The sequence below is a fragment of the Flavobacterium sp. CFBP9031 genome, assembly GCF_034044945.1.
Taxonomy (GTDB): Bacteria; Bacteroidota; Bacteroidia; order Flavobacteriales; family Flavobacteriaceae; genus Flavobacterium.
The window spans coordinates 194,225-207,784 of the sequence record NZ_JAXCWF010000001.1; the positions used below are offsets into that span (position 1 = coordinate 194,225).

At 33.8% G+C, this 13,560-nt stretch carries 14 protein-coding genes; 9 read left to right on the plus strand and 5 right to left on the minus strand.

All coding sequences use genetic code 11. The features are described from left to right. Nucleotides 1-61: 61 nt before the first annotated feature. Nucleotides 62-619 carry a CPCC family cysteine-rich protein gene (locus tag SOM12_RS00795; protein WP_320492040.1) on the minus strand — a complete coding sequence of 186 codons (558 nt, stop codon included), beginning with the start codon at nt 617-619 and terminating at the stop codon, nt 62-64. Nucleotides 620-646: 27 nt separating this feature from the next. Further along, nucleotides 647-1,492: an AraC family transcriptional regulator gene (locus SOM12_RS00800; protein WP_320492041.1), complete on the minus strand. Its 846-nt coding sequence runs from the start codon at nt 1,490-1,492 to the stop codon at nt 647-649. Between the two features lie 116 nt (nt 1,493-1,608). Here SOM12_RS00800 and SOM12_RS00805 point away from each other — a divergent pair, with 116 nt between their 5' ends. The 4 genes from SOM12_RS00805 to SOM12_RS00820 all read left to right on the plus strand — a co-directional run bounded on the left by SOM12_RS00805 (nt 1,609) and on the right by SOM12_RS00820 (nt 4,379). Beyond that, nucleotides 1,609-2,595, plus strand: a complete 987-nt coding sequence (locus SOM12_RS00805; RefSeq protein ID WP_320492042.1) for an aldo/keto reductase — start codon at nt 1,609-1,611, stop codon at nt 2,593-2,595. 315 nt (nt 2,596-2,910) lie between these two features. Continuing rightward, nucleotides 2,911-3,516: an NAD(P)H-dependent oxidoreductase gene (locus SOM12_RS00810; RefSeq protein ID WP_320492043.1), complete on the plus strand. Its 606-nt coding sequence runs from the start codon at nt 2,911-2,913 to the stop codon at nt 3,514-3,516. A 2-nt stretch (nt 3,517-3,518) separates the two neighbouring features. Next, entirely contained in the window at nt 3,519-3,797 is a 279-nt protein-coding gene (locus SOM12_RS00815; RefSeq protein ID WP_320492044.1) for a putative quinol monooxygenase, read from the plus strand. A gap of 123 nt (nt 3,798-3,920) precedes the next feature. Next, complete coding sequence (locus tag SOM12_RS00820) at nt 3,921-4,379, plus strand: DUF3291 domain-containing protein (protein ID WP_320492045.1); 459 nt, start codon at nt 3,921-3,923, stop codon at nt 4,377-4,379. Between the two features lie 73 nt (nt 4,380-4,452). Here the strand turns inward: SOM12_RS00820 and SOM12_RS00825 are convergent, their stop codons facing one another. Beyond that, nucleotides 4,453-5,160 (minus strand): class I SAM-dependent methyltransferase, encoded by a 708-nt coding sequence (locus SOM12_RS00825; RefSeq protein WP_320492046.1) that lies wholly within the window; start codon nt 5,158-5,160, stop codon nt 4,453-4,455. 301 nt (nt 5,161-5,461) lie between these two features. Here SOM12_RS00825 and SOM12_RS00830 point away from each other — a divergent pair, with 301 nt between their 5' ends. From SOM12_RS00830 to SOM12_RS00845, 4 genes are all read left to right on the plus strand, one after another. Further along, nucleotides 5,462-6,349 (plus strand): LysR family transcriptional regulator, encoded by an 888-nt coding sequence (locus SOM12_RS00830; protein WP_320492047.1) that lies wholly within the window; start codon nt 5,462-5,464, stop codon nt 6,347-6,349. Nucleotides 6,350-6,733: 384 nt separating this feature from the next. Beyond that, entirely contained in the window at nt 6,734-8,023 is a 1,290-nt protein-coding gene (locus tag SOM12_RS00835) for a DUF2130 domain-containing protein (protein ID WP_320492048.1), read from the plus strand. Between the two features lie 102 nt (nt 8,024-8,125). Continuing rightward, nucleotides 8,126-8,545: a hypothetical protein gene (locus tag SOM12_RS00840; protein ID WP_320492049.1), complete on the plus strand. Its 420-nt coding sequence runs from the start codon at nt 8,126-8,128 to the stop codon at nt 8,543-8,545. A gap of 14 nt (nt 8,546-8,559) precedes the next feature. Further along, nucleotides 8,560-9,411: an IS3 family transposase gene (locus tag SOM12_RS00845; protein WP_320492050.1), complete on the plus strand. Its 852-nt coding sequence runs from the start codon at nt 8,560-8,562 to the stop codon at nt 9,409-9,411. 19 nt (nt 9,412-9,430) lie between these two features. On the opposite strand, the gene SOM12_RS00850 is transcribed toward SOM12_RS00845, so the two are convergent. Continuing rightward, the gene (locus tag SOM12_RS00850; protein WP_320492051.1) at nt 9,431-9,892 is read right to left on the minus strand and encodes an META domain-containing protein; all 462 of its coding nucleotides are present in this window, start codon (nt 9,890-9,892) and stop codon (nt 9,431-9,433) included. Nucleotides 9,893-9,996: 104 nt separating this feature from the next. Beyond that, the gene (locus SOM12_RS00855; RefSeq protein ID WP_320492052.1) at nt 9,997-10,770 is read right to left on the minus strand and encodes an META domain-containing protein; all 774 of its coding nucleotides are present in this window, start codon (nt 10,768-10,770) and stop codon (nt 9,997-9,999) included. A 269-nt stretch (nt 10,771-11,039) separates the two neighbouring features. Here SOM12_RS00855 and nirB point away from each other — a divergent pair, with 269 nt between their 5' ends. Continuing rightward, nucleotides 11,040-13,553: a nitrite reductase large subunit NirB gene (nirB, locus tag SOM12_RS00860; RefSeq protein ID WP_320492053.1), complete on the plus strand. Its 2,514-nt coding sequence runs from the start codon at nt 11,040-11,042 to the stop codon at nt 13,551-13,553. Nucleotides 13,554-13,560: the final 7 nt, after the last annotated feature.

A 13,560-nucleotide genomic window follows, 5' to 3' on the forward strand; every position in this document is an offset into this window, starting at 1 on the left:
AAAACAGATTCGCTTTGCGAAAACGCGGATTTATAAGTTTTTTTTCTCATGGATTAAAGATTTATTCTTTCGCATATTTCTTTCTTCCTTCAACATCTACAAAATCCAAAGAATTTTTATTGATAGCACCAAATTTTCCGAAATTCAATTTAGCTTCTTCCAAAGTCATATGATTCGGCCCATTGCCTCCATTTTCCCAAAAACAAACGGGGCAAATATCATAAAAACCATCTTCACCATATCCAATAGAATAGTATTCACAACATGGACATAAACCTGCTTTTTCAACTTCTCCAATTACCTTATCAGTAAAATTTTGATTTATTTCAATTAATTTAAACTCCAAATAAGAATTACTAACAAAGTAAAATCCATCTTTTATAAAATCGAGTATTAAACTTTCAGATTCTTCATTAAGTACTGGTTTTGAAGTCACGCTTATTAAATCAATAAGATGATTTGAAATTTTAGGATACGATTCATCTGCTATAGCTTCAATAATATCCTCTTTACTATCGAAAAACCAGTAATTACGCTCTAAAATATCAATTTTATCATTGTCAGACATTTGATTCAACTCATAATTTGCAATTATCTTTTTGGCTTCATTCCTTTCCATTTAATCGTTGTTTTTTTTTAGCAAAACCTAAGCACTCAATCGAATCGTTTTTCTAAACTCAGACGGACTATATCCTTTCTGTTTTCTAAAAAACTTATTAAAATGGCTTTCATCCGTAAAACCAAACTCATACGCAATTTCGTTAATACGCTTATCGCTAAATTGCAAGCGATGTTCAATCAGTTTTGTTTTGTAATTACTGATATACTGTTGCATCGTTTCACTGGCATGTTTCTTAAAATAACGTCCTAAATACGTATTCGAAATCCCAAAATAATCGCTAATAGATTCCGCTTTAATCTTTTCAGGATAGTAAATATTATTCTGAATATATTGTAGAATATCCATCGCTTTGGCTTCCGTATTTATCGTTATTTGTTCCGGAAGATATTTCGCAATATTTCTCGCCACGATAATAATCAGCGTATTCACCAACTGCTGAATCAGTTCCTGATTGTAAACGTCTTTATCCTGATACTCACGACAAATAGCTTCAATCATAACCTTTACCAGACATTTATCAGGATCATTTTTAAGAATACAGCCCGGCTGATGATTGGCGTTTTGAAGAATATATTCTAATCGCTGAATATTTTCATTCTGAAGACTAGAATTTTTCAAATAAATATCATTAAACCTCAAAAAGAAAAATTTCGTTTCGGTTTCAATTGTAAAATTATGACAATCCTCGGGCGTCAATAAAAACAAATGTCCTGGATCATACTCAAAAATATTCTTATTAATACACTGTCTTCCTGTTCCTTCCAAAATGTAAACCAGTTCGAAAAAATTATGGCGATCTCCTACATCTGGATATTCATTCAGCGTTTCAAAAGAAACCGTAAAAGGTTCATATAAGTTTTCTTTCTTCATAATTCTATTTATTTGAAGATGCAAATATACCTAAAAAAGACAAATATATACCAAATAAGAATCATAAAAACAGTATAATTTTGCCTCATCAATTTTAAACACAAAAAATCACAATCATGGAATATAGAAAACTAGGCAACTCAGAACTTGAATTATCAGCTATTACTTATGGTGCATTTGCTATTGGCGGAACCATGTGGGGCGGAACAGAAAAGAAAGATTCAATCGATTCTATCCACGCTTCAATCGATCATGGCGTTACAACAATCGACACCGCTCCTTTTTACGGATTTGGTTTAAGCGAAGAAATGATCGGAGAAGCTATTAAAAGTCAAGATCGTTCTAAAGTTCAGTTACTTACAAAATTCGGTTTGGTTTGGGACGGAAGCAACAACGGAAAAGGCGATTTCTTTTTTGACGCAGACGATAATGGAAAAAAAGTTCCGATTTACAAATATTCATCAAAAGCAAACGTAATTAAAGAAGTTGAAGAAAGCTTAAAACGCCTTCAAACCGATTATATTGACTTATTGCAAATTCACTGGCCAGATTCAACAACACCAATTTCTGAAACAATGGAAGCCGCAGAAAGCTTAATTCAGCAAGGAAAAATCAGAGCTTTTGGAGTAAGCAATTACAATGTTGCACAAATTAAGGAAGCACAAAAAACAATTCAAGTGTCTTCAAACCAAGTCGCTTACAGCATGCTGAATCGTAAAATTGAAGAAGAATTAATTCCTTTTACAGTTGCAGAAAACATCGGAATCATTGCTTACAGCCCAATGGAAAGAGGTTTATTGACTGGAAAATATTTCATAGACAGCAAATTAAAAGAAAACGACCATAGAAACGGTTATTTCAATCAGTTTGATCTTCAAAAAGTAAAAACTTTAGTTGAAGAATTAACTTCTTTAGCACATGCAAAAGAAGCAAGCTTATCGCAATTAGTTTTACGTTGGACATCTTTACAAAAAGGAATTGCAATTGTTTTAGCGGGAGCAAGAAACGCAGAACAAGCCATTTCAAACGCCAAAACAATGAATTTCGACCTATCAGCTTCAGAATTGGAATTTATCAATCAGGCAATTGCTAAAATAAAATAATTCTCTTTTTAAACACATAGAAACATAGTTTTACTTTGTCTACAAAGGCGTTTCACTTACATACACACACATACCTATGTGTTAGAAACTAGTTTCTTTCCATTCTCTTTTCCAAGAAAGAAAAACCTATATTTCTATGTGTTTAAAAAAATCTCAAAACTTAAATAATTTAGAATTTGGGCGTGTCCCAAGGGCCGGGCTATACGCTAAATTCCCGATAAACAAAAACTACGGCTAAAAAGCCTTGTTTTTCTAAATCGGGAGATATCGCTCCTATCCCTCACGCATCACGTATCCATAACAACATAAAGTAAAATGAAAAAGATATTTATAATTAACGGCGGGCAAAAATTTGCGCATTCAGGAGGACAATTCAATAAAACAGTACAAGACTGGACAGTTGAATTTCTTTCTAAAAACAACGATTACGAAATAAAAACAACTCACATTGAAGACGAAATAGATCTTCAAAAAGAAGTAGAAAAATTCGTTTGGGCAGATTTAATTATCTATCATACACCAGTTTGGTGGTTTCAAATTCCGAATCTTTTCAAAAAATATATCGATGACGTTTTTACACAAGGACACAACAACGGAATCTATAAAAGTGACGGAAGAAGTCGTGTAAATCCAGACATCAATTACGGAACGGGCGGACTTCTACACGGACGCAAATACATGCTTACCACAAGCTGGAATGCACCTGCAACCGCTTTTACACTTCCAGGAGAATTCTTCGATCAGACTTCTGTTGATGATGGCGTAATGTTTGGTTTCCATAAAATGAACAAATTCACCGGAATGGAAAAAATAAACGGCTTCCATTTTCATGATGTAGAAAAAGGCGCAACACCAGAAAATATTATTATCTTTAAAAAACAATACACCCAACATTTAGAGCAAACTTTTAAAAACTTATAATTATGATTTCGATTACAGCAATTTTAAAAAGTAAACCAGAGCACTTAAATGAAGTTCAAAACCTGCTAACAAATCTAGTTTCTGAAACTAGAAAAGAAGCTACGTGTATTCGTTACGATTTACACACTTCCGAAAATGTTTTTATTCTTTGGGAAGAATGGAAAGATCAACCAGGATTAGACCTACACAACAATCAATCTTATTTACAAGAATTCATCAAAAAAACCGAAAATCTGGTTTCAAGTCCAATTCAGGTTTACAAAACAGAACAGATTCTATAAATCACTTCCTGCAAGGTTTCCAAAACCTTGCAGGTTCAAGAACTGTTACATACATAACTTATTTCCTTAAAATAATTATTCAGAAAAAAGTTAAATTGCCTAAAATTCAGAAACATCTATTTTATGAGCAATTATCACCTTGCAGAAATTAATATGGCCAAAATGAAAGGAGTTGATATTAACGACCCGATCATGAAAGAATTTGTAGATAATTTAGACACTGTAAATACTTTAGCCGAAGAAAGTGAAGGTTTTGTATGGAGATTAAAAGACGATAGCGATAATGCTACAAACCTGAATCCGTATAATGATGAACAGATAATTATCAATGTTTCGGTTTGGAAAAATATTGAAACCTTGGAACATTATATGTACAAAACTTTTCACAGCGACTTTTTAAGACGCCGAAAAGAGTGGTTTCAAAAATTCGGAAAAGCTCATACCGCAATGTGGTGGGTTCCAAAAGGACATATTCCTACTCTTAAAGAAGCTATCGAAAAATTAGATTACCTTCAGCAAAACGGGCCATCAGAACTAGTTTTCGATCTTAGAAACAAATATCCAATGCCTGTCAACGTATAGTTTTTTTGTTAGCCACGAATTATTTTTTCTCTGTGAATAAAAATTCGTGTAATTCGTGGCAAAAAAAAAACAATTATTTAATTCCTCCAAAAGCTCCGAAACACATGTTTTTATGTAAGATTTCGACTTTTGAAAAACCTACTTTTTTCATTAAATCCAATTGATAATTCATAGATCTTGGCGAATCTTCCTTTTCGATATAATCCAAAACTTTCTGACGATACTCTGCCCCTCCTATTTCTTCTAAATATTCGCCATAACGTTTCCAAGTATATTCATTCAATAATTCGGTGTCTTGCGTAATCAAATCAGAAATCATCAAACAACCGCCTGGTCTTAATAATTTAAACAATTTAACGAAAGTAGTTTCCCAATCCTGATCGTCTCTCAAATGATGCAAAACAGCACCAGCCAAAATAATGTCAAAACTGTTTTCTTCTAAAGCCGCTTCACGAATATCGCCTTGTTTTATTTCGACATTTCCATTTGTTACTGCCGAAACTCTTTCAAAAGCGCGATCCAACATTGGCAAACTCAAATCGACCAAAGTACAGTTTAAATTTGGCACTTTAGATAACATCATTAACGTGTAATTTCCGGCTCCACAGCCAACATCTAAAATGGATGTAGCATTTGGAACAATTCGCTTTGAAGCTTCTGTTATTAATTCTAAAGAAATAGTAGCATCAATTGTTGCCACTTGTCCAGTTTCTAAATTCGAAAATCGTTCGACATCATTGTCAAATCGTTCTTTGATTTCTTCAATAGTTGATTTTTTCATGGTTTTTGTTTTTTTATCTCTCGCAGATTAAACAAATGGAGCGAATCTTTTTGCTATTATATGATCGGGATATTATTATGATTAAGATGATTTATCTAAAACTAATAATCTGCTACATCTGCCCTATCTGCGAGAGTTTAATTTATCTTAAAAGTTACAAGTTTACTGTTATGAATTATTCGTTACAGCTCTCCCACTTTTAACGTTTCACTTCTAACATTTAACTTAAAACCAAAACTACCTCTTTCATAAATACTTTAAAAATACTATTTTTATCAATTAATAATACTTTAAAGGTATCATGGAATTACGTCACTTAAAATATTTCTTAGCTGTCGCCGAAGAACTGAACTTTACCAAAGCCTCAGAAAAACTCTTTATTTCGCAGCCACCATTAAGCCGACAAATAGCGGAATTGGAAGACGAACTTCAAGCAAAACTTTTCATCAGAAACAATAAAAAAGTAGAACTTACCGAAGCTGGAAAGTATTTTAAGGAAGAAATGAAAGCGCTTTTTCAGAATCTGGAACGCATTTCAATCAAAACAAAAAAGATTGCAGAGAATATTTCGGGCGAATTTAGAATTGCCTATATCAGTTCGATTTATTCTTCTGTCATTTCAGATTTGATCAAACATCTGAAAGGGCAATTTCCGTACGTCAATTTCAAACTTTTCGAGATTTCCACCACCAAACAGATTGATGCTTTAGAACAAGGAAAAATTGAAATGGGAATAATTAGATCGCCAATTCATTCTGCAAAAATAAAATCACATTTATGGTTTAAAGATGGATTTTCATTGGTTTATAATAAAAGTTCTTTTCAGATAAAATCAGAAAATGAAATTGCAAACCTAAAAGACGAAACATTTGTTTTCTTCAATAAAGATTATGCACCGCATTACCACGAAGTCTTATTGGAACTTTGTGCTTTTTATGGCTTTACGCCAAAGATTATTCATGAAGCCAATAACATCAACTCCATTGTACAATTGGTCAAAAACGGATTAGGAATTTCAATTGTTCCATCAAACATTGCCAAAAACAATCGAGATCCTGAAATTGGTTTTATCGAATTGAAAAAAGTGAATTTATATACGAATGTTTCAATTATCACTGCAAAGGAAGATGAATCTGAGATTACTCGATCTGCGGTTGAGTTTTTATTGACAAAGAATAGCTCTCGCTAAGTTTTGATTTTTTACATCTCGCAAAGACACAGAATCGCAAAGCTTTATTTAGCCACAGATTAAAAAGATTAAAAGGATTTTGAATTGCCTCCCGCTTTAGCTGGAGGTATAAAAGTCGAATTGGAGAAGGCTTCAGCCAAACTACTAGGGATTTGGCTAAAGCCTTATAAACTTAATATTTATACATCCCATCCAGCTAAAGCTGGACGCAATTCATAAAAACACTTTGCGACTCTGCGTCTTTGCGAGATTAAACCAAACCTAAAACTTAAAAAGACGTAGCACTAAAATTCGTTACAATTTATCACACCAATCTCAACAATAAAAAGAGAACTTTTAAATATCTTAGCAAATTCAAATTCTACAATAAAATTTCAATATAAAATGGCCGAGCAATCTTCAATTCAGTGTCCAAACTGCGGAACTCCTATCGATGTCAATGATGTTTTAAAACACCAGTTGGAAGACAGCATCCGTAAAGAATTCCAGCAAAAAGCAAATGTTCAAAACCGTGAATTAGAGCTTAAAAACGAACAATTGGAAAAAGCGAAGTCCGAATTTGAAGCGAAGAAAAAACAGGAAAACGAACTTTTTGCTGAACGTTTGGAACGCGAGAAAAAAACGGCCGAAAAAGAAATTTCAGAAAAACTAAAAGCGAAACTTGAGGAAGAAAACAAAGATCGTTTGTTATTGATGGAAAAAGAACTCTCTGAAAAATCTGAAAAAATCAGGGAATTAAATAAAATGGAAGGTGAAATCGCCAAATTGCAGCGAGAAAAACTGGAAATGAAAGATTCTATTCAAGCCGAAGCCGAAAAACAATTGAATGTTCAATTGACTCTAGAACGTGAAAAAATCAGAAAACAAGAAGACGATAAAAACGAATTAAAATTCAAAGAACTTCAGAAACAGCTGGAAGAACAAAAAAAGCTGACTGAAGAAATGAAACGTAAGCAAGAACAAGGTTCTATGCAATTGCAGGGTGAAGTAATGGAATTAGCGATTGAAGAATGGCTTGCCAACAACTTCCCTCTTGATAGCATTGATGAAATTAAGAAAGGGGCAAACGGTGCAGATTGTCTTCAAGTTGTAAACACAAGAGAACATCAAAATTGCGGTTCTATTTACTACGAAAGTAAAAGAACAAAAGCGTTTCAACCTTCTTGGATCGAGAAATTTAAAAACGACATTAGAACTAAAAGAGCCAATATTGGTGTTTTGGTTACTGAAGTTATGCCCTCGGGAATGGACCGAATGGGAATGCGCGACGGAATCTGGATTTGTACTTATGAAGAATTTAAAGGTTTAAGCGCTGTGTTACGTCAATCTTTAATTCAAATTAATCAAGCGGTTCAGGCGCAGGAAAATAAAGGCGATAAAATGTCTATGCTATATGATTTCCTTACAAGTAACGAATTTCGCTTGCAGATTGAAGGAATTGTAGAAGGTTTTACTCAAATGCAAAGCGATCTGGATTCTGAAAAAAGAGCCATGCAAAGAATCTGGAAACAGCGCGAAAAACAAATCGAAAAAGTAGTTCACAATACTTTAGGAATGTACGGTTCAATTCGTGGTATTGCTGGAAATGCCGTTCAAAGCGTAAGAGCTTTGGAATTGGATTTTATTGAAGAAGAATCAGAAAATGAAGAAGATCCTAAAGAATTGTTTGAGTAACCATATTTTTATCAAAATAAAAAAGGCTTCGAAATAAATCGAAGCCTTTCTTTTTTAATTAACTGTCTCGTCCTGAAATAGCGATACACAAAAAAGTATCGTATGGATAATTACTCAAAACGTACACAGAAAGATTACACACTTAGCTTTAAACTTGGTGTTGTTAAAGAGGTTGAATCTGGGATTTTTTCAGTAACCTCTGCTCAAAGACACTATGGAATCCAAGGCCGCTCCACGGTTGTAAATTGGCTCAGGAAATATGGTAACTTTGATTGGGAAAATCAAACACCATCAAATATGCCAAAGACACCTGAACAAAGAATTATGGAGCTTGAAGCCAAGGTAAAACTTTTGGAAAAACAAAAAGCCCATCTTGAAAAACAAAATCATATCTCTGACTCTAAAGCTATTCTTTTTGATATGATGATAGATTTGGCTGAAAAGGAATATAATATTGATATTCGAAAAAACTCACCACCCGAACAATCCAATCTTTCAGAGAAGAAAGGCAGGAAAGCATAAGCTTCATCTGTGGTTTGTTCGGGATAAACAGACAGGTTTATTATCGGATTATTAAACGCACCAAGCTCAGGAGAAATGTGGCAGAGCAGGTTGTAGAACTAGTCAATGAACAGCGTGCGGAACAGCCTCGGCTTGGCACGCGCAAACTATACCATATTCTCAATCTAAAGTTAAAAAGCTTAAAGGTAGGCAGGGATAAGTTCTTCAGTATTTTAAAAGCAAATCACTTACTGATAAAGCCAAAAAGGAGTTATCATGTTACTACATGGTCGCATCATCGTTTTAGAAAACATCCTAATCTCATAAAAGAGTTAGATATAAACAGACCTGAACAAGTATGGGTATCAGACATTACCTATATCGGCAAACGTGAGAAACCTTGTTATTTAAGTTTGATAACAGATGCTTATTCAAAAAAGATTGTGGGCTATGAAGTATCTGATTCTCTCAATACGCAAGGATGCATCAATGCTTTAAAAATGGCACATAAGAATAGGGTTTTTAGAACTGAACCATTGATACATCACTCAGACAGGGGAATACAATACTGCTCAGATGAGTATCAGTATTTTTTAAAGAAATACAACCTAAAATGCAGTATGACACAAAATTCTGATCCTTATGAAAATGCAGTAGCTGAAAGAATAAATGGAATATTAAAGCAGGAGTTTATGATTAACTCTTATCATCTTGATCTATATTTAATGAAAAAACTGGTGGGTGAGACTATTAATAAATATAATCAAATTAGACCGCATGGGTCAAACCATATGCTAACTCCTAATCAAATGCATTTGCAAAGTACTATTAAAATGAAAACCTATAAAACAAAAAACAGAAGTAACTTGAAAGCTACTTCTGTCTAAAAATGTATTTTTACTATTATTAATCCTGTATCGCTATTTTAGGACTAGTCAAACCCTTTTTAAAAGACATTGTAAGTCCAAATTGGTTTGAAAGGAAAAGTTTATTATCCTTAATAGAATAACCCGATGTCGTTTTTAACAACTGTGTGAATTCACCTTCTTTTTTTGCATCACACTTTTTAGTTTCTGTTGTGTAATTTAAAAATTGAATTTTCCCATCACCTTTTGAAACTAAATTACCTTTTACAGCATTACATCCAGTCGAACCAGAAAATGCAGATGGCGTAATTACAATTTTTGGAGAACTTAAAAAATCTTTATCAGTAATAACTTTCCCGTTTAAGTTTTCCAAAATCCAAGTTTGCTGTAATTTCTTTTCAACTAAGCCTTCACGACTAGAATTGGTTGTTTTCGTTTCTTTAGTCGATTTACAACTGCAAACTAACACCATTGCAATTAATAACATTAAAATCCTTTTCATGTAAAATAAATATTATAAGTTTTATTTTATAAAAATATTTTAGTGCTAATATAAACAAGAGCCGGATAGGCCTTTTTTTAGATACAATACGACATTTTAAAACTCTAATCTACCTTCTTAAAAACAGCCAATTTCGCAGAAGGATTCGACAAAGTCAATTGATTATTTCCAATAGAATATGTTGTTGTGCTTTGCAAAGCTTTTAAAAACTCACCTTCTTTATTTCCTTGCGGACAAGCCATTAAAGTTGAAATCACTTTAGTGAAACGCAAAACATCTTTTTCAAAAAAGATTTGTCCCGTTATCGAATTACAGCCTCCAAAGCCAGAGAATCTATTTTCTGCAGAATTAATTTCAAGTCTTGGAAATTCCTTTTGAAAATCGGTTGCAAAAACTTTATATCCATTCAATTCTTCCAAAACCCAAATATCGTGAAGTCTATAATCGGTAAGATATTTTCCGCAACCGCTGAGCTTCTTTATTTCTAATTCTAAATTATTTTTGATTTCGACCTTTACACTGTAAGGTGAAATTGCTCCAGACATAGAATCCTGACAATCCAATTGCTGAATCGTAATTGTTGCCGAAGTATTTTCATTACTTACCTTATACATTTTCACATTAGCATCCATAGCCCGAATTGCATCAACTGCTGGAAAAGCGATTTTTTCCTTGCCAGGAATTAATGATGTAAAAACGATTTCTTCATTCCCCATTTTGATTCCCCAAAATGGCTCATTTCCAGTTCCTTTAAAATAATATTTTAAATCTTCTTCTGTTGAACTTACAGAAGATGTTGTGCCAGATTCTTTGTTTGCAGTCGTTTTACAGCCGATTATTAAAGCTGCTAATAACAATATTGAAAGTAATTTTTTCATAAGATCTTAGTTTAAAAAATATTCTTTTTATAAAACATCTGTAAAATTCTTATGAATTTACGATATTTTTTCGAAACGCTTATTTAGAATCCTTTCAAATTTAAAAAAACTAAGTAAGGAACAAATTCTTCAAAACCCGCACCACGTAAAAGATTAAGACAAAATACGTAGTAAACCGAACCTATTTACCACTTAAAAAATATTTTGTTTACGTATTTTTATAAGTATAAATACTTATATTTGCGTAGTAATACTTAATTAAAGAAATCATGATTAGAGTAATAGTAGTTGGAAACGGCATGGTTGGTTATAAATTTTGCGAAAAGTTTGTTGCAAAATCAGGACAAGAAAAGTATCAAATCACAGTATTTGGGGAAGAGCCAAGACGCGCCTACGATCGCGTTCACTTAAGTGAATACTTTGGAGGAAAAACGGCAGACGATCTCTCCCTTTCAACAAGCCAATGGTATGCTGAAAACAACATTATTCTAAATACATCTGAACTAATTACAGATATTAATCGTGATGCAAAAACTATTCATACACACTTAAACAAAACACATACGTACGACTACTTAGTTTTAGCAACAGGTTCTTCGGCTTTTGTACCACCAATTGAAGGTGTAGAAAAAGAAGGTGTTTTTGTCTACAGAACCATCGAAGATCTTGATGCTATTATGGCTTACGCGAAAAAAATAAAACAAAAAGGCGCAACCGAAGCAGCTGTTTTAGGTGGCGGTTTATTAGGATTAGAGGCAGCAAAAGCCGTTCGAGATTTAGGATTGAATCCCCATGTGGTGGAATTTGCTCCGCGTTTGATGCCGAGACAATTGGATCAAGGCGCAAGTGATATGCTTCAATCAAAAATAGAAGAATTAAACATCGGAATTCATCTCAACAAAGCAACGCAATATATTGACGGAAAGGAAAGTATAACAGGAATGATGTTTACAAACGACGAATTGTTAAAAGTAGACATGTTGGTTATATCGGCTGGAATTAAGCCTCGCGACGAGCTGGCCAGAGTTTCAGGACTTGAAGTTGGCGTAAGAGGTGGAATTGTGGTAGACAATCAAATGCGAACATCAGATCCTTCTATTTTTGCAATTGGCGAAGCGGCATTGTACAATCAAAACATTTACGGACTTGTTGCTCCAGGTTACGAAATGGCAGATGTAGCTGCAGAGCAAATCTTAAATGGTGATAAAACCATGAGAGAAACCATCGATATGTCAACACAATTGAAATTAATTGGTGTTGAAGTTGCGAGTTTTGGTGATCCTTTTGTTGAAAATAATGACGTTACAGCTATTATTTATGAAAATAAATTAAGTGGCGTTTATAAAAGAATCAACGTTACAAAGGATTCTAAAAAGCTTTTAGGTGGAATTTTAGTTGGAGATTCTAGCGATTACAATTCACTTTTTCAGATTTATATTAACGAAATGGCATTACCTAAAAATCCAGAAGATTTGATTTTAGGTTCTCGCGATGGCTCTGAAGGTTCTTCTTTGGGAAGTGTAATGGATTTGCCAGATACAGCTGTAATCTGTTCTTGCGAAAACGTAACAAAAGGTGCTATTTGCTGTAAAATTCTAGACGAATCTTGTGCTACACTTTCCGATGTAGTGAAGGCAACAAAAGCAACTTCTGGTTGTGGAGGCTGTAAACCAATGGTTTCAGATTTGGTAAAAGCCACTCAAAAGTCTTTAGGAAAAGAAGTAAAAGAAGTTATCTGCGAGCATTTCAGTTATACACGTCAGGAATTATTCGATTTGGTAAAAATCAATAAATATGAGAATTTTTATGATGTTCTGGATCATCATGGAAAAGGTGATGGTTGTGAAATTTGCAAACCTGTTGTCGCTTCTATCTTTTCTAGTATTTATAATGATACGGCAAATAAACACGTTACTACTCAAGATACAAACGATAGATTTTTAGCCAATATTCAAAGAAACGGAACGTATTCTGTTGTTCCAAGAGTTGCGGGAGGTGAAATTACAGCCGAAAAATTAATCGTAATTGGAGAAGTGGCAAAACAATTCGATTTGTACACTAAAATTACGGGAGCGCAAAGAGTCGACTTATTTGGCGCACATTTAAGTGATTTGCCAAAAATTTGGAAAATCTTAATTGAAAATGGTTTTGAAAGCGGTCACGCTTACGGAAAATCGCTTCGTGCTGTAAAAAGCTGTGTTGGAAATGCTTGGTGCCGTTACGGAATGGACGACAGCGCTGGATTTGCCATCGAGCTAGAAAACAGATATAAAGGAATTCGTTCTCCGCATAAATTAAAAGGTGGTGTTTCTGCCTGCATTCGCGAATGCGCCGAAGCCCGCGGAAAAGATTTCGGATTAATCGCTGTTGAAGGCGGATGGAATTTATACATCGCAGGAAATGGTGGCGCGAATCCAAAACATGCCGTTTTATTGGCTGAAAAAATCGACAAAGAAACCGTAATCAAATACATGGATCGTTTCTTAATGTATTACATACGCACTGCTGGTCCGCTTATTAGAACTTCAACTTGGTTAGAAAAACTGGACGGAGGTTTAGACTATCTAAAACAAGTAATCATCGAAGACAGTTTAGGAATTTGTGAAACGCTTGAAGCCGAAATGCAGACTTTAGTAAACACTTTCGAATGCGAATGGAAACAAGTGCTGGAAAAACCAAGATTATTAAAACGCTTCAATCATTTTGTGAACTCAGACGAGAAAGATGATAACATCGCTTTTGTTCCGTTAAGAGATCAAAAAATGCCAAAAGCTTGGTCGTAAAAAATGT

Excerpts from the sequence above, each read along its gene's own strand:
- SOM12_RS00795 (WP_320492040.1), bottom strand. The coding sequence starts at position 619 with ATGGAAAGGAATGAAGCCAAAAAGATAATTGCAAATTATGAGTTGAAT.
- SOM12_RS00800 (WP_320492041.1), bottom strand. The coding sequence starts at position 1,492 with ATGAAGAAAGAAAACTTATATGAACCTTTTACGGTTTCTTTTGAAACG.
- SOM12_RS00805 (WP_320492042.1), top strand. The coding sequence starts at position 1,609 with ATGGAATATAGAAAACTAGGCAACTCAGAACTTGAATTATCAGCTATT.
- SOM12_RS00810 (WP_320492043.1), top strand. The coding sequence starts at position 2,911 with ATGAAAAAGATATTTATAATTAACGGCGGGCAAAAATTTGCGCATTCA.
- SOM12_RS00815 (WP_320492044.1), top strand. The coding sequence starts at position 3,519 with ATGATTTCGATTACAGCAATTTTAAAAAGTAAACCAGAGCACTTAAAT.
- SOM12_RS00820 (WP_320492045.1), top strand. The coding sequence starts at position 3,921 with ATGAGCAATTATCACCTTGCAGAAATTAATATGGCCAAAATGAAAGGA.
- SOM12_RS00825 (WP_320492046.1), bottom strand. The coding sequence starts at position 5,160 with ATGAAAAAATCAACTATTGAAGAAATCAAAGAACGATTTGACAATGAT.
- SOM12_RS00830 (WP_320492047.1), top strand. The coding sequence starts at position 5,462 with ATGGAATTACGTCACTTAAAATATTTCTTAGCTGTCGCCGAAGAACTG.
- SOM12_RS00835 (WP_320492048.1), top strand. The coding sequence starts at position 6,734 with ATGGCCGAGCAATCTTCAATTCAGTGTCCAAACTGCGGAACTCCTATC.
- SOM12_RS00840 (WP_320492049.1), top strand. The coding sequence starts at position 8,126 with ATGGATAATTACTCAAAACGTACACAGAAAGATTACACACTTAGCTTT.
- SOM12_RS00850 (WP_320492051.1), bottom strand. The coding sequence starts at position 9,892 with ATGAAAAGGATTTTAATGTTATTAATTGCAATGGTGTTAGTTTGCAGT.
- SOM12_RS00855 (WP_320492052.1), bottom strand. The coding sequence starts at position 10,770 with ATGAAAAAATTACTTTCAATATTGTTATTAGCAGCTTTAATAATCGGC.
- nirB (WP_320492053.1), top strand. The coding sequence starts at position 11,040 with ATGATTAGAGTAATAGTAGTTGGAAACGGCATGGTTGGTTATAAATTT.